The following is a 20,354-nucleotide window of genomic DNA, read 5'->3' as shown; positions in this document are numbered from 1 at the left end:
ATCTGCCGCAATACACAGTTTAAGTATGGGGTAGGTAAACGTACCTAACCCATGCAGGCTTATGGCTCTATGTTAAGGCAGCTCAATGACTAACAAACTCACTCTTCAAACGCTTGAATCTTTCTTATGGGAAACCGCTGATATCTTGCGTGGCAATATGGATGCGTCTGAATTTAAAGACTACATCTTCGGCATGATGTTCCTTAAGCGTCTGTCTGATGCGTTCGATGAAGAGCGTGAAAAAGTAGTGCAGTATTACCTCGATAAAGGTAAGTCACTAGAACAAGCCGAAGAGCTCAGTGAAGATGAAGATGAGTACGACAATACCTTCTTCATGCCTGCTAATGCCCGTTGGTCTGCGCTAAAAGATTTAAAGCACAACATTGGTGAGGCGCTGAACACTGCAGCCGAAGCGATTGAAGAACACAACTCAAGCCTTGAAGGCGTGTTAGTCACTATCGACTTCAACATTAAAAACAAGCTGTCAGATAAGAAGCTGCAAGACCTGTTATCGCACTTTAATAAACACCGTTTACGTAATGCCGACTTTGAGCGCCCAGATATGCTGGGTACGGCTTACGAATATCTGATTAAGATGTTTGCCGACAGCGCGGGTAAAAAGGGCGGCGAGTTCTATACCCCATCTGAAGTCGTACAGCTGCTGGTGGCACTGCTTAAGCCACATGCGGGTATGCGTATTTACGACCCAACCTCAGGTTCGGGCGGTATGCTAGTGCAAACTCGTAACTACCTTGCTAGCCATGGTGAGAATGCGGCTAACTTGTCACTGTTTGGGCAAGAGATGAACCTGAACACATGGGCAATCTGTAAGATGAACATGTTCCTGCATGGGGTGCACAGTGCCGACATTCGTAAGGGCGATACCCTGCGCGAACCTAAGCACACCCAAGGTGGCGAGCTAATGCACTTTGACCGCGTTATTGCTAACCCACCTTTCTCACTTAAAAAGTGGGGCAAGGATGAATGCGACAATGATGGTTTTGGTCGCTTCCCTTATGGCACACCACCAAAAGATGCAGGTGACTTAGCTTTCGTGCAGCACATGATAGCCAGTACCAACAGCGAAGGTATGGTGGGCGTAGTCATGCCGCATGGGGTGTTATTCCGTGGCTCAAGCGAGAAAGCCATTCGTCAAGGCATATTACAAGATGACCTACTTGAAGCGGTTGTCGGTCTACCATCGGGTTTATTCTACGGCACAGGCATTCCTGCGTGTTTGCTAATAATCAATAAGCAAAAGCCAAGCGAGCGCAAAGGCAAGGTGCTGTTCATCAACAGTGAGCTTGAGTTTGAAGAGGGCAAGAACCAAAACAAACTGCGCCCACAAGATATCGCCAAGATTGTTGAAACCTTTGACAACTACACTGAGCAGTCACGCTACTCAAAAGTGGTTGAGCTATCTGAAATCGCCGATAACGATTACAACCTCAACATTCGCCGCTATGCCGACACCTCGCCACCAGTGGAGATCTTCGATGTACGAGCCATACTGCACGGCGGTATTCCAGTACGTGAAGTGGAAGATGAGTACATTCAGCAAGAGATCCTCAAAGGCTTCGATGTCTCGGCTGTGTTCGATAAAGCTAATGATGGCTATTACGCATTTAAAGCCGAAATCGAGACCAAAGAACAGATCCGCCCGCTTGTTGAAAACAGCCTTGAGCAGATCGAGAGTATTGAGCGAATAGAGAGCCCAGAGCAAGCGTCCGCGACGGCTCTTGTATTGGGTGAGCAAGCGCCTGCGGCTACTATCATTAGTCAGCTAGAGCGCTGGTGGGACAAGTACCAAGTATCACTGCATCAGCTTGATGCTGAAGTAGCCGAGGCAGAGCAAGTGATGCAAAGTTACCTGAAGGAGCTGGGTTATGAGTAACTTGGTTCCTGAAGGTTGGCGTGTTAAAACTGTTGGCGAGTTATCTAATGTCAAAAGGGGGGCATCCCCACGCCCAATAAAAGACCCCAAGTGGTGGGGAGGGGATGTTGGTTGGGTTCGTATATCTGATGTTACATCCTCCCGTAAGTATTTGAGAAAAACTACTCAATATTTATCAAATGAAGGAGTTCGTAAAAGCGTTCAAATCGCCAAAGGTGAGGTTGTTCTAAGTATATGTGCAACTATTGGACGTCCAATTATCATCAATGTAGATGCTTGTGTACACGATGGATTTGTCTGGTTTCATGACTTAGATTGCTCTATAGACCGTGAGTTTTGGTATTACTTTTTGTCTAGTAAAGAAAGCTTTTTAGCTAGTCAGCGCCAATCTGGAACGCAGGGAAATCTTAACACCAGCATAGTTTCTGATTTGTTGTGCTTACTCCCCCCACTCCCTGAACAGCAAAAGATTGCTGCGATTTTGACGTCAGTGGATGAGGTGATTGAAAAGACCCAAGCGCAAATTGATAAGCTTAAAGACCTTAAAACCGCGATGATGCAAGAGCTGCTAACGAATGGTGTTGGCACTAAGCAAGGCACTGGCGATGGAGAGAGTTACATCCCGCATACCGAGTTCAAAGACTCACCCGTCGGCAGAATCCCCAAGAGCTGGGAGGTTTTGCCGTTATCGAAGGTTGCAAAATTAGAAAGGGGGCGGTTCTCACATCGACCGAGGAATGATCCTGCTTTTTATAATGGGGATATTCCATTTTTGCAAACAGGCGATATACCTAAAGAAAGTCCATATATCACAAAGTTTAGTCAAACTTTAAACGAGAAAGGGTTGCGTGTTAGTAAACTATTTCCTGCAGGAACTCTAGTTATAACTATTGCTGCGACAATTGGTGAGATAGGGATTCTTGAGTTTGATTCATCCTTTCCTGATAGTTTAGTTGGGATTAAAGTGAATCCTATCAAAGCTGATTCGATGTATGTTTTGTATGTCATGAGATATCTAAAAGGTGAGCTTGATTTACTTGCTCCTCAGACCGCACAGAAAAACATTAATTTAGATATTTTGAATCCTTTTGTTATTCCTGTTCCACCTTTATTTGAACAGATCCAAATATCAAAATCATTGGAAGCAATAGATGGTCGGCTGAACATATTGAATCTAAAGCTATCCAAGATTCAAAACACCAAAAAAGCCCTGATGCAAGATCTGCTTACGGGAAAGGTGCGAGTCAAGCTCGATTGACGACAACAGCTAGCACGAATAGAGCGCAGCCTATGAGCGCTCTATTCGTAAGTTCTTCGTAAACAGCCGCTGGTAGCTTTCTCTACTTTGGCCTCTAATTCGGTTTTTAACTCAGTCTTTAATTCGGTCTTTAATGAGCTTGGGTAAAGCGCTATCAAGCTTACAGTCACGGAATAGGCTGTCGCTTATGTCGAAAGTGTCGAGAGTCTAGGGACTGCGCACTTAGTTGGAGAGAAATAGCTGGGTAGAAATCGTTGGATAGAAATAACAGGCTAAAAATAGCTAGATAAAAACAACAGTACATAACAAAGGATAACCATGAGCAAGGATGCTTTACCGCAACAATCGTTGTCAGCACTCTACAGTCATTCATTTGAACAATTCAAAGCAGAGCAGCAAACAAGTCAGCACGTTGTATTTTCAACTGGAAATTTCAATGACTTCTTCTTGCCACCTCTAGATGCTGCGTTAAAGCTTTTAGGGGTCAAGAACCCAACGCTATTCGGTATTGAATCTGCTGAAAAACACTTAAAACTGCCACTTAACATCAAACCCAGTAGTCGCCATAAACTGACGAAAGAAGGTGTTGGACTTCCTAGTGCCACAAAGCTAATAGAGTGGGTCACTGAGCTAGTGCTGCAAGTGATTACTAAGGATGCTGTCTTTTCTGAAAAGCAGTTGATTGAAAGTATGCTGGTGAACTCGAATGCTGCTGGTTGGTATTTTGGCGTTAATAACGCAGTTCAGATGAAGCAAGCAAATAGCACAGATGAGTTTACCGCTTTTACGCCGCTGCTTAAGTTTATTACTCAGCGCTGTAGGGCTGACTTGGATTGCTTGAATTTAGCTAAGTGTCGAATAGAAGAATATGGACTTGAAGGGCTAAGTTTAGCGGATATGTTGGCGATACAAGCCCCGTTTTGGTTGGCGAACTCTGAGATTGATAATGCTACTTGGGAGTGTTACTGCGAGGTATTGCTGCAAAGTCAAGCACAGACAATCAGAGATAAACAAACAGAGTTAGCGGTCTTTCGTTGCTTTGCTGAAATGCAATTTGATTTTTATTTGGCAGCTATTGCAAGTTACGAAGTGGGTCATACTTTATCGGCTAGTACAGATATTGAAGTTGTGACTAAGCCTAATGGACTATTAACTCGTGGAATATTGTTCTACACCGATGGCATCGCTAAAAACTGTTTTGATGGTTTTTTGCATGAGTTAAAGCGGGTTTATGGCATTCAGCTTGGCGAGGTAAATTGGCGATGGATGGCAAGCTTTATTGATATTGAGGGCGAGAGCTCGGATGAAATTGAGGAACAGTATGACCGCTTGAAAAAGTGGCGTAGCGGTAAGGGTTCTATTTCAAATAAGAAGTTATTGCACTTTTTCCAAAACCTCGTTGGTACTGATGATATGGACTCACTATTGTTACTCAATGAGTATGCTCGTATCGCCTTAGGGTTAGATAGACAAATCACTCTCTTTAAACAGCAGTATAAAGTGGCTGAATCCACAACGGTAGAACTTGATAAGATATTGAAACAGGTCTTAGCTCAATATCCTAATTACTACTTACGCTGCGTTGAGCGAGAGTTGCTGCTGATTAAAAAGCGACAACCTGTATAGAGAGCTAAAAGTTAGCCTACAGACTGCTACTCGGATAAAAGCCGCTATTATTTAATATTAGCGGCTGAAATCCCGACTTATAGTCGTTCAGTCTGTGTGACAGAGCGTTACTTATCTAGCTGCTCTTGCCAATCTTCAGGGCGTTCATCTTCGCCGCGACTCTGCCAATATGCATCGTTATTAGGGTTCAGTTGGTCGCTATGGTTATCATCGTCATGCTTAGCCATGTTACTTACCTCCCTTTAGTGCATTTTCATTTCTTGCTGCTGCACTGATAGCTCTTGCTGCAAAGCTACCTTTAGGCACTCTTCCACCATTTTGCTTTGCTGTTTCGCTTTGAATTCGACGGGCAGCGTCGGCAGTCATTGGGGTTTTGTTATTACTCATTTTGTATCTCCAATATTAAAAGTGACGTTGGTAGAAGCCTCTGCCAACGAGAAAGATAGTATCTAAGACGTTTTTTGTTTTGCAGGTATCAAAAATTCCAAATTGCAATTATTTGAAAGTTTTTAAAATCCTGAGAGCTGTTTAGCTTTCTCGGTGTTGAACTGTGTGTAATATTGCTTATCGATAATAAGGAATTGAAGTTAAGGGACTATTCATATGCTAAAAGCGATTCTGCACGGTAAGGCTGGGCGCATTGATCACAATGAAGGTGAGTCGGTCAGCTGGTCTAGCTTATTTAAAGCCCGTGAAGATCTGCTTACCTCCACGATATTTGAACGCTTTGCTTATTTGTCTGCCTGCTTGCAGAACTACCTGTTAAATCAATGCTTCGCGAACTCCCATGGGGCGACCCCAGTTAGCTTTGGTGAGTTTGAAGGGATTACTTATTGGCCTCGATTTACTCATGAACATGGGGCTGGCAGTAACCAAGTCGAACCCGACTTGATCATCCACTTTGACCAATGCAATATCATCGTTGAGGTCAAGCCACCAGCTGGTGGAGATCAATACTTTGGTCAATGGAAAAAAGAGATAGAGTCATTCCTGCAAGTCGAGGAAAACCGAGGTAAACCGCTGTACTTCTTAGCTGTAGGACGGGTTCATGTATCGGGTGTTGAGCAATGGAAAGCTCAATTATTCGAGGATTTTAGTTTACTTAATAGTATCGGAACTATCTCTTGGCAGGATATTGTTAATCAGTTGATTGAATTGCAACTGCAAGACGGTGAAAGAGTCTGTATTCGCGATAAGCGAGTAATTGCAGATATGCTTAAAGCTCTCGGTTTATACGGCTTAAAAATTTCTGAGTTTAAGTGGGAAGATTTACTTAACAATACACTACCTAAATTAATGCTTACACATAAAACGCTTTCCAAGACGAATAGGGGGAAGCCTTGCACTTCGAACCAACAATTATTGGTTGAACACGCCTTTCCTAATATCGATTTAACTCTTATAAAAACATGGATGATTAATAAAAATGACTGAACAAGAGCAAACCGAATCATTATTTACCCAGATTAGATCTGCCCATCGTTTGTTGGCATCTTACTATCAACGTTTGTTACCGAGCATAGAGCGTGTTGCTAGCCCATTAGGCGTTGACTTTTATTTCTGGCTACCAAGAGAGTTTGACCGTCCAAAACAGCTAACGAGCAGCCCATTTGATGCATGGAAGTGGGACATGTTGCCGGGGATTTCGACTTATTATACTTTCAAAAAAGTAGAGGACGTAAATAAGTTGAGAATGGGGGAGTACCTGATTTCTTTTTGGGTTATCTCTGATACAGGTGTTTCTAGTGAAGAAATGAATAACGTTGAAGCCGATGGCTTATCTTTGCCTATGAGTGTAGAGGATGCAGATTCCATTATCAGGGTTGGTGTTTTTACACCATTCAAGGAAGTGGATACGAATTGGTATTATAACGTTTGGAACCCTTGTCCTCATCCTGAATATGTAGCCTTAAATGCAGAACCTATAGTTGCTAAAGATGTTGGCGGCTATCCAGTAGTTTCTTGTGGTGTAGAGCTTCCTATTTCGCAATTAATTACAGAAAAGGGAATTCAAGAACTGACTGATAAACTGGCTGTATGTCGAGATAAGGCTTTACAGCATGCGCAGGCTATTAGTTAGTCCCAGTAGTTGCAGCACCATTGCTCGATAACTGTTTAGCATTCGCTTGCAAACTCTAGCCCCATATTTTGAGTTTTATAAATGAATCAAGATGAATTTAACAAAGTAGAAGCACCAGCTATTGAGCAGTTAGTGAGCTTAGGCTGGCGCTATATTCAAGGTAAGGCGCTGTCGCCTGAGCACATCAATGCAGAGCGAACTTACCTACGCGATGTGGTGTTAGTTAAGCGTCTTGAGGCTGCCATAAAACGGATTAACCCTTGGATAAGTGATGAGAACCTACGCAAGGTCTCGCGTGAAGTCACTCATCCAAACTGCGCCGCTTTAATGGAGTACAACCACAGCTTTTATCAAACCTTGGTGAGCTACCTATCGGTAGAGCAGGACTTAGGTAAGGGACGTAAAGGGCAAACGGTTAAGCTGGTGGACTTTGAGCGACCAGAAAACAACGAGTTTATCTGTACCAACCAGTTCAAGATTGAAGGCGTTAATCAGAAAATCATTCCCGACATTATCTGCTTTGTTAATGGTATCCCACTTGCAGTGATTGAGTGTAAGTCACCTTATATCTCAAGCCCGATGAGTGAGGGGATCGATCAGTTACGTCGTTATGCAAACTTGCGCCATAGTGAAGATGATGAAGGCGCTGAAAAACTGTTTTGGTATAACCAGCTCATGGTGTCGACCTGTCGTGATCAAGCTAAAGTTGGCACCATCAGCTCAAGTGCACAGCATTATGGCGATTGGAATGATGCTTTCCCCTTCTCTGATAAACAAATAGCTGATGAACAGCTCTCGCAGCAATTATTGCAGAGTAACGTAATAGGTTTGCATTTCCGTATTGAGATTGAGCTACCTGAAGATGCTTTATCTAATGCTGTAGCAGAACTGCAGCAAGTGGCAGAGCCATTAGCTCAGTATCAAGAGCCTTCTGCGCAATATCAACAGTCATTAGCTCAGTACGACAAGCCACCAGCTAGCTATGAAGCTCTAACCCATGTGACTGCGCAGCAGCGATTACTTGCGGGTATGTTCAGCACGGCTAACTTTCTCGATATTCTGCAAAACTTCATTCTGTTTGAAACTGATGATGGTCGCATGATTAAGAAGGTGGCGCGTTATCAACAATATCGTGCAGTGAACAAGGTCATCGAGCGCCTTAAGAGTGGTACTGATAGAAAAGAGAAGTCTGGCGTTGTTTGGCACACTCAAGGTAGTGGTAAATCGCTCACTATGGTGATGCTAGCGGTGAAGATGCGCCGTGACCCAGAGCTTAAACAATACAAGTTGGTGTTTATTACCGATCGTACTCAGCTTGATGAGCAGCTTTCTAATACCTTCCGTGATGCTCAGGGTGAAACCGTCTATAACGCGGGCTCTGTAGCTCAGTTGAAAGAGCTGCTTAAGAAGGATAGCTCTGATCTTGTTACTGCCATGGTACAGAAGTTCTCCGATTTAGAGAAAGAGACGGAAAAAGAGCAAGCAAAGCAAAAAGGCGTTGCTGCAGGTTTTACCGATCTTAACCCTAGCGACAAGATTATTGTGCTTGCTGATGAAGCGCACCGAACACAATTTGGTGGCTTGGCTATGACCATCAATGCGGCATTGCCTAATGCGCCAAAGATAGGCTTCACTGGTACGCCATTACTCAAGACCCAGAAGATGGGGCAAGCCTTCGGTGGTTATATCGATGAATACAAGATTAACCAAGCGGTAGAAGATGGTGCAACGGTTAAACTGTTGTACGAAGGGCGTGAAGTGATCTCTGAAGTTGCAGGGGAGTCACTGGATAAGCTGTTTGAAGAATACTTTGGTGAATACACTGCAGAAGAGCAGCGTGAAATCAAAAAGAAATATGGTGTAGAACGTGCTGTAAGGGAAGCGCCTGCCCGTATTCGTTGGGTGTGTATCGATCTGCTTAAGCACTATAGAGAACATATTCGCCCCGATGGTTTTAAAGCCATGATAGTGGTGGGAAGTCGCCATGCGGCAGCCATTTTTAAGCAGACCTTAGATGAGCTGGGAGCGCCGCCATCTGAAGTGATTATCTCTGGCGACCATAACGATAAAGCTTATATCGCTAAATACACAGATAAGGTTCATCAGAAGAAAGTTATTAGCAACTTCAAAAAGCCTTTCGGTATCGATAAGCAGGGTACTGAAGAGAAGAATAAGAAGTTTGATAATACCGCCTTTCTTATCGTTAAAGACATGCTGCTAACGGGCTTCGATGCGCCGATTGCGCAGGTAATGTATATCGACCGTAAGCTGCAAGACCATACTTTGATGCAAGCCATTGCCCGTGTGAACCGAACGTACAAAGGTAAAAACTGTGGCTATGTCGTCGATTATTATGGCTTGGCGACTCATCTGACCGAAGCTTTAGATCTGTTTAGTAGTGAGGATGTTGAGGGAACGATTCAAAGCCTGAAAGATGAGATCCCTAAATTAAAGGCTAAGCATACCCGTGCGATGTCTTTCCTCAAGGACGTAAAGAGCCGCGATATTGATGAGTGTGTACTGCTTTTAAAAGACGAGGCTGTTCGTGCCCAATTTGATATGGCATTTAAGCAGTTTGCCAAGCAGCTTAATGTGATTTTACCTGATGCCGCAGCAGCGCCTTTCATCCCAGATATGAAGTTACTGGGTAAAATCCATAACGCATCTAAAACCCTGTACCGCGACGCAGGTTTGGATATGCGAGAAGTTGGTGAGAAAGTTAGGCAGCTGGTGGATGAGCATATTCTGAGTACCGGAGTCGATCCTAAAATCCCACCCGTTGACCTATTGGCTGCTAACTTCAAAGAGAGCATTAAGCCTACTAAGTCTGACGAGTCTAAAGCATCAGAAATCGAAAGTGCGATTAAGCACCACATTACGATTAACCTTGATGAAGACCCTGAATACTATCGCTCGTTGAGTTTGCGTCTACGCGACATTATTGAAAAAACACATGGTAAGTGGGAGCACCAGCTAGAACTGCTTTTTGAGTTTGCAGGCGATATCAGTAGCGCCCACCAGCAAGCCGCTCAAGATGTTGGCTTAAGCGAAACAGAGTTTGCGTTCTACGGTATTTTGATGGCAGAAGTGACTCAAGTCAGTGACGGTGATGTGATTGATGAAGCTGTTCATGATGCGATTAAAGCAATGACACAAACCTTAGTCGCTATGCTCGATGAAGCGACCGATATCATCGACTTCTTCAATAAGGGCGATGAAGTTAAGCGTATGCAGAAAGAGATTAAACGTGCCGTGTTAGATCAACCTTTCGGTGATAAAGCACTCGTTGGTGTTTTGCAAGACCGCTTTATGGAACTGGCGAAAACTAAGTTCGGAAGTAAAGAGTTCGGGAATAAGTAGCGGTGAAGGCAGTGAAACCTGAGCAAGTTGAAGTTAAAGGACTCTGTGTGGATGTTGTCCGTACCAGCAGAACCAAAACAGCCTCGATTAAGGTCGATGATGGTTTGGTTTCTGTAGTGGTACCTAAAGCATTAGATATTGAGCGTATTAAGCAGCTGGTGGCTGACAAGTATCTTTGGATAATTCAAAAGGTTGCACTGCATGAAGAGTCAAAGCCTGCCAGTGATAGAGAGTTTGTTTCAGGAGAAGCCTACGCCTATCTAGGGCGTAATTATCGTCTCAAGGTAGTAGCAGGAGCCTATAGCCCCGTAAAGCTTATCCAAGGGCGCTTAGTAGCGACGCTGCCTGATGGTGCGAAGCGCAGTAACTTAGTCCGAGATGCTGTGATCCGTTGGTATAAGCTCAACGCCTTACGCAAGATTAAAGAGAAGGTGAGGCGCTACTCAAAGGTTATGGGCTTAGAGCCTAAATCTATCGGTATCAAAACATTCAAGAGCCGCTGGGGTAGCTGTAGCCCCAAGGGCGAACTCGATTTTAATTGGGTTATCGTAATGGCTCCCAATCGTGTTGTGGATTACGTGGTGATCCATGAGCTGTGCCATCTGAAACAGCTCGACCATTCCCCTAAGTTTTGGAAAGAAGTAGAGCGAGTCATGCCTGATTACGCCGAGCACAAAGAGTGGCTCAAGGTGAACTCAGGGAAGTTGGTTGTTTAGTTTTGATTTTTCTAACAATGAATACTAATAAAAAGGAATTAAACTGATGTTGAAGCAACAGATTATAGATTTTTTAGCTAGGCATAATAAGGCTTTATCTGCTCAGGAAGAGAGTAATTTAACAATATTGATTGATGCTCTTCAGAGTGACTTCCCTGACTTTGATGTTTATACATGGGTGTATGGCTCTAAGCCTATGATAAAATTTGGATTTTATGGCGGAGACTCTAATACTAATAAGCCTGCTTTCGGTATATACAAGCGCACTACAGATGCAAAATGTAGCTTTGGCTTAAGCTTTGATAGTACTAAATTGCGTGACAAGGTAAAAATTTATGATGACCGATTTGAGTTGGGGGAGTTGCATAAGGCAAAAGTCGAACTTAAAAAATTTCTTCATACTTTAAAATCTATTCCTGAGATTGAGGAAAGAATGTCAGGTAATAGGCGAGTTATTATTGATAATGCAGAGCAGGTTCAAAGTGCTGAGGCTGATGAACATAACCATGATTGGCGAGAAGATGTTGAAACTACTATCAAAATGCGTCGTGGTCAGCCAGCTTTTCGACAAGCATTAGTGAGTGCGTATGGTAATAAATGCGCTGTCACTGGCTGTAGAATAGAAGGACTTTTAGAAGCTGCTCATATTGTCCCGCATTGCCAAGGTACGAATTATGAGGTCAGCAACGGATTACTCCTAAGAGCTGATATTCATACCCTTTATGATATTGGGTTACTGACAATTGCTGGGGATGGAACCATTTGCCTTGCAGAAGAGCTTAATGATGACCCTACTTATGCTGTTATAGCAGATAAAGCACTCATAAACTTTCCTTTGGCTACGCCAGAGGTACTAGAGAAATTGAAAGCATCTTTAGCAAAAAGGTATGCTAAACAAACTGCTGATAAATTAAATTAGGCTGTTTAACCCTACTTTGTTGTGCGGAATTAGTTCAAACATTCGTTAGAATGCTAAATCTTGTAACTGCTCGTAAGTCACTTTCATGGCGTTAATCGCCGCAGTCTCAGGCTCTGCATATTCGGAGTGATCACAAAAAAGTGATCACTCTTGGCTCTCTTAGCTAATTTCTATTTTTGATCACCTGCTTAAAACCTAACATGCTGAAAAGTAAATAGTTGCACAGGGGGACTAAGTAAAGTGAGTCTATAAATAAGCTTGTGATCAAAAAAATGGCGAAACGGTTAACAATTAATTAACTGTTTCTGTTGTAAAAATACGACCTGTAGTTGGTTGCTGGTGGTCTGGCTGAAAGTCATGCTGTTTAGGCTTTATGTTTTATACGGCCAAAGTAATGACCTTTGGCAAAAGCTGGGTTGTTTTCTTTAGTCACATTTTTAACTAAATAGCTGAGCCTGTATAAAGCGGCTTGGATGCTACTCAGGGTGTTAGGCAATATCATGTAGGTACAATTTTCAGGAAAATGGATATTGATGTCGATAATTAGCTCTCTTGCCTTTTTCGCTAGATCAAATGTCACATAGCTGCTCTTGGCCTTTTGCCCATTTAATAAGACAAAACAATGGTAATGACATTTATCATCATATCGGTTCTGCTCCCTAACCCAGCCAAACTCAGCTTTAGAGTTGTAATGTGATTTAAGGTGCTTGAGAATGTAGCTTCTTAGCTTACTGATGGTATTGTTGTTGGGTAATGAATCATATAATGAGACATCGAAGCGGATCACTAATATTTTAGAGTGCCATGAGATATAGGCCATTAAAGTGTTATAAAGGGTGTTGAGAAGTTTGCGGTTTAACCCTTCAGGGAATAGCATTACTTTCCATCTGATCCCACCTAGAACAACATCTATAGCTTGATCTAATTGTTTAACACTATTCTGTGTATCTTCTATTTCCGGTGCACTTATTAAGAGTAAAGACATAATAATATTTAAAACCTAGTACATTTGGGGGAAGCCCTGCTTCTAAGGCCGCATGGTTGTTGACTTCTGGACTGATTTTTTCGATTTTTTAGGTTTGATAAAGCACTATAACAGCCCATTTTGTCTCATCCTTACCCTTGAAAAAGGGCAACACATTGCCCTCTTCTAATTGGTCGAACGCTACAGCTGTGAGCGAACTTCCCACTTTTCATATTCCGATATACTGACAAACCATTCATTCTGGTCTTTAAAGGCTTTAGGCGCATCAGTGGCTTGTCTTAGCCAATTTCTGATGGTCTTAGTACTTTTACCTAGTCGAGTTGCGATTTGAGCCACAGTGAGCACTTGTTCAACGGTATGTGTTGAGGCGACTAATTGGCACAGCCTGACTTTTCTATCGTTTTTAGTATTTGCGTTAGGTGATTTAGTCATTGCTGGCTCCCACTTGTTTAAGCTCTGCAATTGGGCGTGAACGCACCCAAGCTAGGATTTCTGCTAACTTCCAGCCATTGGTGTTGTCATCTAACTTTAGGTGTTTAGGGAATAGGCCTTGGCGCTCTAGTTGAAAGGCGTGGGCTCGACTAACCGATGTGATGAACCTGCGTTGCTGCTCATTGATGATAGGCTCATTAATACTGTCTTCGATTGACGGGGTGAATATCGATGTTTGCATTTGTTTTTCCTTGGCTCCAAAGGGCTTTATTGCTCTTGGTTGAAGGATTTTGCTTAGCTTGCAGGTAAAAACTAAATTTTAGGGAGTTTTAGTGTTTTGGGCTGTCTTGTAGAGGCGTTGCGGGGAAGATAGCTGAGTTTGAGTTATACATTGTATAACTATTTAGGTCGTGATTAGGGGAGGTGCTGGTGGTGAGGGGATGTATCACCACCAGCAAGTCAGCTGTTTCTATTTTTGAGCTAATTGCCATTGCTCAAATTTTAGAGGGCACCAACCAATGGTTCGATGGTTTTGATATACAGGCGCTAAAAGCTTACGAGCTTTTACCCATCGATGGATAGTTGCGCGGCTCTTATGCAATTTAGCGGACATCTCTGTAATGCTAATAAGCGGCATAATCTCAACTTGTGGCGAGTGCACTGCGCCTTTGGCGATAATCATAATCTAGCATCCTACTCATGGTTATCTGGCAACACTACAGCCTCTCTAGATTTTATCCACTCTAGCAATTCAGAGAGCAACCAAGCTACAGATCGTTTAGAGAGTTTTCTGCGGCTAGGGAATAGGCCTTTTCGCTCTAATTGGAAGGTTTCAGACCTACTGAGAGAGGTAATTAGTTTTCGTTCTTTCTCTTTAACCATTCGGTCAAACACTAATTCATTTGCTGCAGCGATATCCATTAAACCTAAATTGACGTCTTTCATTGGTATTTCCTCGTATTCATAGCGCTTGATTGCGCGGATATGGATTTTGAGGAGAGTGCAAGTAAAAACGAAATTTTAGGGCTTTTTAGCAGATAGAGAACATTTTCACACTAAAACCGTCTTATTTATTGTAATCCAGAAAAAGCTATGCGTTACTGTGTTCGTTGTTCGCGAACAGAAAACATGGTGGAGCAGGTTAATGTTAAAACCGCAAGATCTCTTAGTCACATTAAAAATTTTGAGTTTTGAGTTTAATGAAAATTCTCTTATGTCTACAGACGATGGAGAAGATAAACCTTGGGTGTTATTTGAACCTATAAGCTTGTACTACAAAGATAAAGATGAAGTTATCATCTCTGATGAGATGGATGATTTCGATGCTCTTGACTTAGAAAGGATTGAAAAGTTTCTCAAAGATACAGAAACGCTAGAAGACCACTCCAATTGGACTTACCGGAAGTTGGCTCAGCAGCTTTTTATGTCGCTTAGCGAGACAAGTCAGGCAATAAAAAGATCCACAGCGGCAGGGCTACTAATAAAACGAGGAAGTAAAGGGGTTAAAGTTAATAAAAAAGTCCTGACTGATTACATTAGATATGGCGTTGGAATTAGCTTTTTTGCTGAGAAAGGAAAAGTCGTTCGCGGTATACCTACAGCTATTGCAGCTCCTTCGTTTAAAGGTACTTATGCTAGTGCATCGGATCTTCCACCTGTTTGGCCTTGTGCTCGAGGTACAATTAGAGGCGTTGCGATACCAGCTCTGTATAAATCGGTAACTAAAGCAGTAATGATTGATCCTTGGTTGTATAAGCAACTAGCTCTTGTGGATATTTTTAGAGTGGGAAGTGCTAGAGAAAAAGAAGAAGCATTGTATTTTTTGAATAAATTGAAAGGTTAGTTATGACAGAACATGAAGCATTAATCCTTCCTATAGCTATTGCTCTCGGAGAAGACTTATTAAAACAGGTTGCATTTGTCGGCGGGGCTACTGTATCTCTCCATTTAGATGACGCTCAACCAATCGATATAAGCAGTACCAAAGATGTAGATTTTATTGTGTCAGTATCTAGTTATTGTGATTATCAAAAGTTGGCAGAAGAGCTCCGTAATAGAGGTTTCAAGGAATCTCCACCAGAACTAGGGGATGATGATCCAGCGCCTTATTGTAGATTTGTTTGTGATGGCATTTTGGTCGATGTTATGCCTGATGATGAGGATGTTCTGGGGTTTTCTAATCAATGGTTCCGAGTTGGGCTTGCTGAGTCAGTGGATTACATATTGCCAACAGGTCTTAAGATTAAGATTGCTCAAGCAAAACACCTATTGGCCACGAAATTAGCAGCATTTGCTGATCGTGGAATTGATATGTTAGCGAGTAAGGATGCTGAAGATATTGTTGTACTCATTAATGGTAGAGATGATTTGATTAGTGAAATAGCGTCCTCTCCCTTAGAACTGAGACAGTATATTCAAGTAGAGATGTCAAAGTTTATTTCTAATTCAGATTTTGATTACTTATTAAGTAATGCGATGAATGGTGAGGAAGATGAGAGAATAGAGATGATTGAAGAGAGATTTAACCAGCTTTCATCTGGAGGGGAATTGAGTTGACTCCGACTATTCTAACTTGCGAACTTGGAGGCGTTGAGAGTGTTAATGCCGATTACGCAGCTCACTGGCCTGTTGCGGGAGGACACTTATATGTTGTTTGTGATGGTATTAATCATAAGGATATAGTGGCTCAAGCTGTTAGCCTGTTTTGCTCGACATTACGCAGTAATACTCAACAGCAAGATATTTGCAACGAAAAGTGTTTTTTAAACGATATTGAGCAAGCCGTTAAATCTGTGGAAAGTGAATTCGGCACTGATATAGCTTTTTGTATGACTATTGCAGTGGTGCTTGAAGGAGAGGTTCTTGTTGCTCATTGTGGAGACTGTCGGCTTGGGTATTTAACAGCGTCAGGTGTCGACTGGCATACTGTGGATGATGTGCCCTATTTGGAGCTGTATAAAAACGGCAGTATAACTCGCGACACGTACCTAGATCTTAGACATTTAGTAGCTTGCAAGATTAAAACAGGAAAAGCATTGAGTGATGTCAAAGTGTTTACTATTCCAACGCCTGAACAGGGCTGCTTGTTACTGTGTAGTGATGGTTTTTGGTCTGAGATGGAACCTAAACTAGTTGGGGATATCGAGGAGTGTAAACATCTTATTAAAAGCGAACTACCTAATTTGACGAAGAATGCCCGAGACAATTTCAGTCTCATTCTCGTTTGATGCTTACTAGAATCATTTTACTAAAGTTGTTGGTTTCCCCTTAAATTTAGATACAAGTAAAAACAAATTTTTTGAGGATCTGAAGAGATAGGCCTTTTAACTGCGTCTAACAGCTGAACTTTTCACATGATATTTTTTATGGGTGAAATTGCGAAAACTGAGAGGGGATAAGGGCTAGGGCAACAAAACAACGGGGGTACATATGGGGGTACATATTAGCAAAAACGGGCTTTTTGTCGCCAAAAAACCCGTTTCTATACAACACGTTAAGACGTTAGTCTTAGTTCATGCCGTATTTCTTTAATTTCTTGCGTAGAGTACCACGGTTGATACCTAGCATGTTGGCAGCGCGAGTCTGGTTGCCACGAGTGTGTTGCATGATGATATCTAGCAGAGGTGCTTCAACTTCGCTTAACACCATTTCATATACTTCTTCAGCTTCTTGCCCGTCCATCTGAGCGAAAAAGTTAGTGACAGCACGCTTTACCGCATCACGTAGTAATTGTGGCTTGATAGCGCCACTTGCGGTTTCGATTTTGCCAACAGTAAGTGGGTGAACTTCAGTGTGAGTAGTCTGATCAAACATTCGTATTCTGCTCTTTATTAATTTGCAACAAATTCATCAAAATAGCGTTCCACCATGGAACATTGTTCTTCAACGGTTTCGAGTCGATTAAATTCGGCCCTAAAAGGTCGTTGATGTTCTTGGTCTAGGTACCAGCCAACATGCTTTCTTGCGAAGCGGATGCCCTTGAAATCACCATACAGTTTGTATAGTAGTTCCAGGTGTTCAAGCATAACTTGACGCTTTTCATCCATCTCAACGGGCGCTAGCTTATTACCTGTATCCAGGTAATGCTGGATTTCCCTAAATATCCAAGGCCTTCCTTGAGCTCCTCGTCCTATCATCAGGGCATCCACACCAGTATAATCCAACACAAAACGTGCTTTCTCTGGCGTTAAAATGTCTCCATTTGCGACAACAGGTATCGAGATCTGTTTTTTAATTGCTTTGATTGTGTCGTACTCGGCATCGCCTTTGTACATGCACTGCCTCGTTCTGCCGTGAACGGCTAATGAAGCAATACCGCAATCTTCTGCAATCTGGGCGATATGAACACCATTCCTGTGCTCTGGAGCCCAACCCGTTCGAATTTTTAGCGTAACAGGCACGTCAACCGCAGCTACTACAGCACGTAGAATTGCTTCTACTTGTACTGGATCTTGTAGCAAAGCTGATCCCGCAAGCTTCTTATTCACTTTTTTCGCTGGGCAGCCCATATTGATGTCAATGATTTGCGCCCCTTGTTGTACGTTAACAACAGCGGCATTGGCCATTAACTCAGGATCTGCTCCGGCAATCTGAACCGAACGTATTCCGTCTTCACCTGCGTGTGTCATACGCAAGCGGCTTTTATCTGTATCCCAAACTTCAGGATTAGACGAAAGCATCTCTGACACGGCTAAGGCTGCGCCATAACGTAAACAGAGATTTCTAAAGGGTTGGTCTGTGACACCTGCCATTGGTGCCACGATCAACTGATTTTTCAGGTGATAGGGGCCAATCTGCATTTATCAAAACACCTTGCTCGTCAAAGGGGCGCTATAGTACGCCTTTTTCAAGCCTGTGAAAAGGTCAATAAATGACCTAGAGGCAACTTTTTTGCTTGACTTTTGTTGACTGAGAAGTCAGTCGCGGCGCTGAAAGCGCCGCGGGTTACCGCTATTTGCGTATACCTGTCAAGCGACTCCAGTCGTCTTTGTGAGCCGGTGCATCCATATCGAACCACTGGCTGTAGAAAGCTGAGATCTCTTCAGCTTGTTCTTGTAGTAGGCCTGATAGTGCTAATTGTCCACCTGGTTTTACTTTTTCAGCAATAAGTGGCGCAAGTTCACGTAGTGGACCCGCAAGAATGTTGGCTACTAGAATATCGGCAAGCAGATCGGCTGGCTGATCTTCAGGCAGATATAGGTCTAGCTTGTCTTCAACGCCGTTACGTTCTGCGTTTGCTTTTGAGGCTTCAATTGCTTGGTAGTCGATGTCGATACCAGTTACGCGCTCAGCACCAAGTTTTAGTGCGGCTACGGCTAAAATACCTGAGCCACAACCAAAGTCGATAACGTCTTTATTGGTGTAATCTAGGCCGTCTAACCATTCTAAACAAAGTGCAGTGGTTGGGTGAGTACCTGTACCAAATGCTAAACCTGGATCTAAGATCACGTTAACTGCTGTTGGATCAGGGATTTCACGCCAGCTTGGGCAGATCCATAAGCGATCTCCGAATTGAATCGGGTGGAAGTTATCCATCCACTCACGTTCCCAGTCTTTATCTTCAACTTGTTCAATCTTATGGCTGAAGTTTTCACCTAGGTATGGCAAGCCTTTAAGCATGGTCACAATTGGCGCTAAATCGTAATCGGCTTCAAATAGCGCGGTTAGTACTGTGTGGTTCCACAGTGGCGTTTCGCCTAAAGTTGGCTCAAAGATTGGTGTATCTTTGCCATCTTCGTAAGTGATAGATAGTGAACCAAGATCCATAAGCATGTCGCTTAAGGCATCGGCGTGCTGGTTGTCGGTGTCGACCTTTAATTGGATCCAAGGCATGGGATCGTCTCTGTAGCTAGATATAATGGCGTTATTGTAAACCATCTGTTCGATTTACGTCAGCGCCAAGCGTAAAAAGCTGTGGTTTTAATTGTGATGCTGTTTAAGCGTACACTTGTAACAGAAAAATAGGTTGTGACTTAATAGGCTTATTTGTGAGAAAAGCTTAGACTAAAGTCGTAGCAATTTAAGAAGGTTAGTGTTTACAATTGCTTTTCAAGTTATTGAATTTTGTCGGTAAAATGGTTTGACCAGTGTTCGTTTGATTGATGTCTGTTTGTGATCGGCGTCAAAGACTGGTGTTGCTGTTGGTGAGCAAGCTCACGCTTTAAAATGGCGAATATTTGTAGGGTAAATCTTCCTGTTATGGTGTAAGTCCCGACAATAGGCACTATAAAAGAAAAATAACCGTGAGAACCCTAACTGACACTACCGCTCTATTTCAACAAAAAGTGGCTAGCGCTTGGTCTGCTAAAGCTGACCGTTTACAAAGTGCTACCGGCATTCTATTAGGATGCTTTCTATTAGTGCATCTGCACTTCGAATCTAGCATCTTGTTTGGTAAAGAAGCTTTTTACCATGTGGTGCAATTTCTAGAAGGCGGCATGTTTAGCGAAACCGGCCATGGTTATCCGCTACTGACCACCATTTTCTCGACTTTCTTATTAGTAGTGGTTTTAGTCCATGCGGCATTTGCACTGCGTCGCTTCCCTGCACAAATTGGCCAATGGCGTGCGCTACGCAGCCAAATGCAAGTGGTTAACCATAGCGATACTCGTGTGTGGTTTTGGCAGCTAGTCAGCGGCTTCATCTTATTCTTCCTAGTGCCTGTGCACTTATACACCATGATTGCGACCCCAGAAATTGGTCCGCACTTAAGCGCTGAGCGCGTGTATCACGATAATGCATGGTTACTGTATATCGTGTTACTGCCTGCCGTGGTTATTCATGCCATGTTTGGTTTGTACCGCGTTGCAGTGAAATGGGGCATTAGTGCTAATCGTAACGGTCTGCGTAAATTAGCTCATATCTTAGTGGTGTACTTAATGGTGATTGGCTTATTGAGCCTAGCTCAGTACATGATTATCGGCAGTGAGTTAACCCTACCGATTGAGCCGTTTCGCCCATAAAGAGCACGACTAACTCAAATTCTTTGATGCTGAGCCTTGAGATTGATTGCTTGAGATTGATAGTTAATCGGCATCTATAAAACCAATAAAAATAACGCTGAGCATGGCAATGAGCCAAGACA

The 20,354-nt window shown here is 42.9% G+C and carries 21 protein-coding genes; 12 read left to right on the top strand and 9 right to left on the bottom strand.

What is annotated here, in order from left to right; all coding sequences use genetic code 11:
• The first annotated feature begins 85 nt into the window (after window positions 1-85).
• The 3 genes from MSG37_RS19985 to MSG37_RS19975 all read left to right on the top strand — a co-directional run bounded on the left by MSG37_RS19985 (window position 86) and on the right by MSG37_RS19975 (window position 4,778).
• Entirely contained in the window at window positions 86-1,894 is a 1,809-nt protein-coding gene (locus tag MSG37_RS19985; RefSeq protein WP_248472439.1) for a type I restriction-modification system subunit M, read from the top strand.
• Complete coding sequence (locus MSG37_RS19980; protein WP_248472438.1) at window positions 1,887-3,152, top strand: restriction endonuclease subunit S; 1,266 nt, start codon at window positions 1,887-1,889, stop codon at window positions 3,150-3,152. Before MSG37_RS19985 ends, MSG37_RS19980 begins: the two co-directional genes overlap by 8 nt.
• Before the next feature lie 318 nt (window positions 3,153-3,470).
• A complete protein-coding gene (locus tag MSG37_RS19975) occupies window positions 3,471-4,778 on the top strand; it encodes a hypothetical protein (RefSeq protein WP_248472436.1) in 1,308 nt (435 codons plus the stop codon).
• A gap of 228 nt (window positions 4,779-5,006) precedes the next feature.
• Here MSG37_RS19975 and MSG37_RS19970 read toward each other — a convergent pair whose 3' ends face one another.
• On the bottom strand, window positions 5,007-5,165 hold the full coding sequence (locus MSG37_RS19970) for a hypothetical protein (protein ID WP_248472434.1): 159 nt from the start codon (window positions 5,163-5,165) through the stop codon (window positions 5,007-5,009).
• 216 nt (window positions 5,166-5,381) lie between these two features.
• Between MSG37_RS19970 and MSG37_RS19965 the strand changes: the two genes are divergently transcribed.
• From MSG37_RS19965 to MSG37_RS19945, 5 genes are all read left to right on the top strand, one after another.
• Entirely contained in the window at window positions 5,382-6,212 is an 831-nt protein-coding gene (locus MSG37_RS19965; RefSeq protein ID WP_248472433.1) for a hypothetical protein, read from the top strand.
• A complete protein-coding gene (locus tag MSG37_RS19960) occupies window positions 6,205-6,858 on the top strand; it encodes a hypothetical protein (protein ID WP_248472431.1) in 654 nt (217 codons plus the stop codon). The genes MSG37_RS19965 and MSG37_RS19960 overlap by 8 nt, the downstream gene beginning before the upstream one ends.
• Before the next feature lie 81 nt (window positions 6,859-6,939).
• The gene (locus MSG37_RS19955) at window positions 6,940-10,218 is read left to right on the top strand and encodes an HsdR family type I site-specific deoxyribonuclease (protein ID WP_248472430.1); all 3,279 of its coding nucleotides are present in this window, start codon (window positions 6,940-6,942) and stop codon (window positions 10,216-10,218) included.
• Window positions 10,219-10,229: 11 nt separating this feature from the next.
• Window positions 10,230-10,934 (top strand): SprT family zinc-dependent metalloprotease, encoded by a 705-nt coding sequence (locus tag MSG37_RS19950; protein WP_248472429.1) that lies wholly within the window; start codon window positions 10,230-10,232, stop codon window positions 10,932-10,934.
• A gap of 46 nt (window positions 10,935-10,980) precedes the next feature.
• Entirely contained in the window at window positions 10,981-11,853 is an 873-nt protein-coding gene (locus tag MSG37_RS19945) for an HNH endonuclease signature motif containing protein (protein ID WP_248472427.1), read from the top strand.
• A gap of 364 nt (window positions 11,854-12,217) precedes the next feature.
• Here MSG37_RS19945 and MSG37_RS19940 read toward each other — a convergent pair whose 3' ends face one another.
• From MSG37_RS19940 to MSG37_RS19920, 5 genes are all read right to left on the bottom strand, one after another.
• Complete coding sequence (locus tag MSG37_RS19940; RefSeq protein WP_248472426.1) at window positions 12,218-12,838, bottom strand: inovirus-type Gp2 protein; 621 nt, start codon at window positions 12,836-12,838, stop codon at window positions 12,218-12,220.
• Window positions 12,839-13,018: 180 nt separating this feature from the next.
• Window positions 13,019-13,270: a helix-turn-helix domain-containing protein gene (locus MSG37_RS19935; protein WP_248472424.1), complete on the bottom strand. Its 252-nt coding sequence runs from the start codon at window positions 13,268-13,270 to the stop codon at window positions 13,019-13,021.
• Entirely contained in the window at window positions 13,263-13,511 is a 249-nt protein-coding gene (locus MSG37_RS19930; protein WP_248472423.1) for an AlpA family phage regulatory protein, read from the bottom strand. The genes MSG37_RS19935 and MSG37_RS19930 overlap by 8 nt, the downstream gene beginning before the upstream one ends.
• 228 nt (window positions 13,512-13,739) lie before the next feature.
• Window positions 13,740-13,952: a hypothetical protein gene (locus tag MSG37_RS19925; RefSeq protein ID WP_248472421.1), complete on the bottom strand. Its 213-nt coding sequence runs from the start codon at window positions 13,950-13,952 to the stop codon at window positions 13,740-13,742.
• An 11-nt stretch (window positions 13,953-13,963) separates the two neighbouring features.
• The gene (locus tag MSG37_RS19920; RefSeq protein ID WP_248472419.1) at window positions 13,964-14,215 is read right to left on the bottom strand and encodes an AlpA family phage regulatory protein; all 252 of its coding nucleotides are present in this window, start codon (window positions 14,213-14,215) and stop codon (window positions 13,964-13,966) included.
• 199 nt (window positions 14,216-14,414) lie between these two features.
• Between MSG37_RS19920 and MSG37_RS19915 the strand changes: the two genes are divergently transcribed.
• Genes MSG37_RS19915 through MSG37_RS19905 form a run of 3 tightly spaced genes read left to right on the top strand, consistent with a single transcriptional unit; the run spans window position 14,415 to window position 16,497 of the window.
• Entirely contained in the window at window positions 14,415-15,113 is a 699-nt protein-coding gene (locus tag MSG37_RS19915; protein WP_248472417.1) for a hypothetical protein, read from the top strand.
• A 2-nt stretch (window positions 15,114-15,115) separates the two neighbouring features.
• Window positions 15,116-15,826: a hypothetical protein gene (locus tag MSG37_RS19910; protein WP_248472415.1), complete on the top strand. Its 711-nt coding sequence runs from the start codon at window positions 15,116-15,118 to the stop codon at window positions 15,824-15,826.
• Window positions 15,823-16,497 carry a hypothetical protein gene (locus tag MSG37_RS19905; RefSeq protein ID WP_248472414.1) on the top strand — a complete coding sequence of 225 codons (675 nt, stop codon included), beginning with the start codon at window positions 15,823-15,825 and terminating at the stop codon, window positions 16,495-16,497. Before MSG37_RS19910 ends, MSG37_RS19905 begins: the two co-directional genes overlap by 4 nt.
• 280 nt (window positions 16,498-16,777) lie before the next feature.
• Here the strand turns inward: MSG37_RS19905 and fis are convergent, their stop codons facing one another.
• The 3 genes from fis to prmA form a co-directional block, all read right to left on the bottom strand.
• Window positions 16,778-17,083 carry a DNA-binding transcriptional regulator Fis gene (fis, locus tag MSG37_RS19900; RefSeq protein WP_012153658.1) on the bottom strand — a complete coding sequence of 102 codons (306 nt, stop codon included), beginning with the start codon at window positions 17,081-17,083 and terminating at the stop codon, window positions 16,778-16,780.
• 17 nt (window positions 17,084-17,100) lie between these two features.
• Entirely contained in the window at window positions 17,101-18,069 is a 969-nt protein-coding gene (gene dusB / locus MSG37_RS19895) for a tRNA dihydrouridine synthase DusB (RefSeq protein ID WP_248472412.1), read from the bottom strand.
• 151 nt (window positions 18,070-18,220) lie between these two features.
• Entirely contained in the window at window positions 18,221-19,102 is an 882-nt protein-coding gene (prmA, locus tag MSG37_RS19890; protein WP_248472410.1) for a 50S ribosomal protein L11 methyltransferase, read from the bottom strand.
• A gap of 410 nt (window positions 19,103-19,512) precedes the next feature.
• Here prmA and MSG37_RS19885 point away from each other — a divergent pair, with 410 nt between their 5' ends.
• Window positions 19,513-20,232 carry a fumarate reductase cytochrome b subunit gene (locus tag MSG37_RS19885; protein ID WP_248472408.1) on the top strand — a complete coding sequence of 240 codons (720 nt, stop codon included), beginning with the start codon at window positions 19,513-19,515 and terminating at the stop codon, window positions 20,230-20,232.
• The last annotated feature ends 122 nt before the right edge of the window (window positions 20,233-20,354 follow it).

This window comes from Shewanella sp. 1CM18E (assembly GCF_023161665.1).
Classification (GTDB): domain Bacteria; phylum Pseudomonadota; class Gammaproteobacteria; order Enterobacterales; family Shewanellaceae; genus Shewanella.
Note: the sequence above shows the minus strand (reverse complement) of the source record. Positions and strands in the feature narration are given on the sequence as shown.

What these genes read in the sequence shown, in the direction of transcription:
- MSG37_RS19985 (WP_248472439.1), top strand. Translation starts at nt 86, where the DNA reads ATGACTAACAAACTCACTCTTCAAACGCTTGAATCTTTCTTATGGGAA.
- MSG37_RS19980 (WP_248472438.1), top strand. Translation starts at nt 1,887, where the DNA reads ATGAGTAACTTGGTTCCTGAAGGTTGGCGTGTTAAAACTGTTGGCGAG.
- MSG37_RS19975 (WP_248472436.1), top strand. Translation starts at nt 3,471, where the DNA reads ATGAGCAAGGATGCTTTACCGCAACAATCGTTGTCAGCACTCTACAGT.
- MSG37_RS19970 (WP_248472434.1), bottom strand. Translation starts at nt 5,165, where the DNA reads ATGAGTAATAACAAAACCCCAATGACTGCCGACGCTGCCCGTCGAATT.
- MSG37_RS19965 (WP_248472433.1), top strand. Translation starts at nt 5,382, where the DNA reads ATGCTAAAAGCGATTCTGCACGGTAAGGCTGGGCGCATTGATCACAAT.
- MSG37_RS19960 (WP_248472431.1), top strand. Translation starts at nt 6,205, where the DNA reads ATGACTGAACAAGAGCAAACCGAATCATTATTTACCCAGATTAGATCT.
- MSG37_RS19955 (WP_248472430.1), top strand. Translation starts at nt 6,940, where the DNA reads ATGAATCAAGATGAATTTAACAAAGTAGAAGCACCAGCTATTGAGCAG.
- MSG37_RS19945 (WP_248472427.1), top strand. Translation starts at nt 10,981, where the DNA reads ATGTTGAAGCAACAGATTATAGATTTTTTAGCTAGGCATAATAAGGCT.
- MSG37_RS19940 (WP_248472426.1), bottom strand. Translation starts at nt 12,838, where the DNA reads ATGTCTTTACTCTTAATAAGTGCACCGGAAATAGAAGATACACAGAAT.
- MSG37_RS19935 (WP_248472424.1), bottom strand. Translation starts at nt 13,270, where the DNA reads ATGACTAAATCACCTAACGCAAATACTAAAAACGATAGAAAAGTCAGG.
- MSG37_RS19930 (WP_248472423.1), bottom strand. Translation starts at nt 13,511, where the DNA reads ATGCAAACATCGATATTCACCCCGTCAATCGAAGACAGTATTAATGAG.
- MSG37_RS19925 (WP_248472421.1), bottom strand. Translation starts at nt 13,952, where the DNA reads ATGATTATCGCCAAAGGCGCAGTGCACTCGCCACAAGTTGAGATTATG.
- MSG37_RS19920 (WP_248472419.1), bottom strand. Translation starts at nt 14,215, where the DNA reads ATGAAAGACGTCAATTTAGGTTTAATGGATATCGCTGCAGCAAATGAA.
- MSG37_RS19915 (WP_248472417.1), top strand. Translation starts at nt 14,415, where the DNA reads ATGTTAAAACCGCAAGATCTCTTAGTCACATTAAAAATTTTGAGTTTT.
- MSG37_RS19910 (WP_248472415.1), top strand. Translation starts at nt 15,116, where the DNA reads ATGACAGAACATGAAGCATTAATCCTTCCTATAGCTATTGCTCTCGGA.
- fis (WP_012153658.1), bottom strand. Translation starts at nt 17,083, where the DNA reads ATGTTTGATCAGACTACTCACACTGAAGTTCACCCACTTACTGTTGGC.
- dusB (WP_248472412.1), bottom strand. Translation starts at nt 18,069, where the DNA reads ATGCAGATTGGCCCCTATCACCTGAAAAATCAGTTGATCGTGGCACCA.
- prmA (WP_248472410.1), bottom strand. Translation starts at nt 19,102, where the DNA reads ATGCCTTGGATCCAATTAAAGGTCGACACCGACAACCAGCACGCCGAT.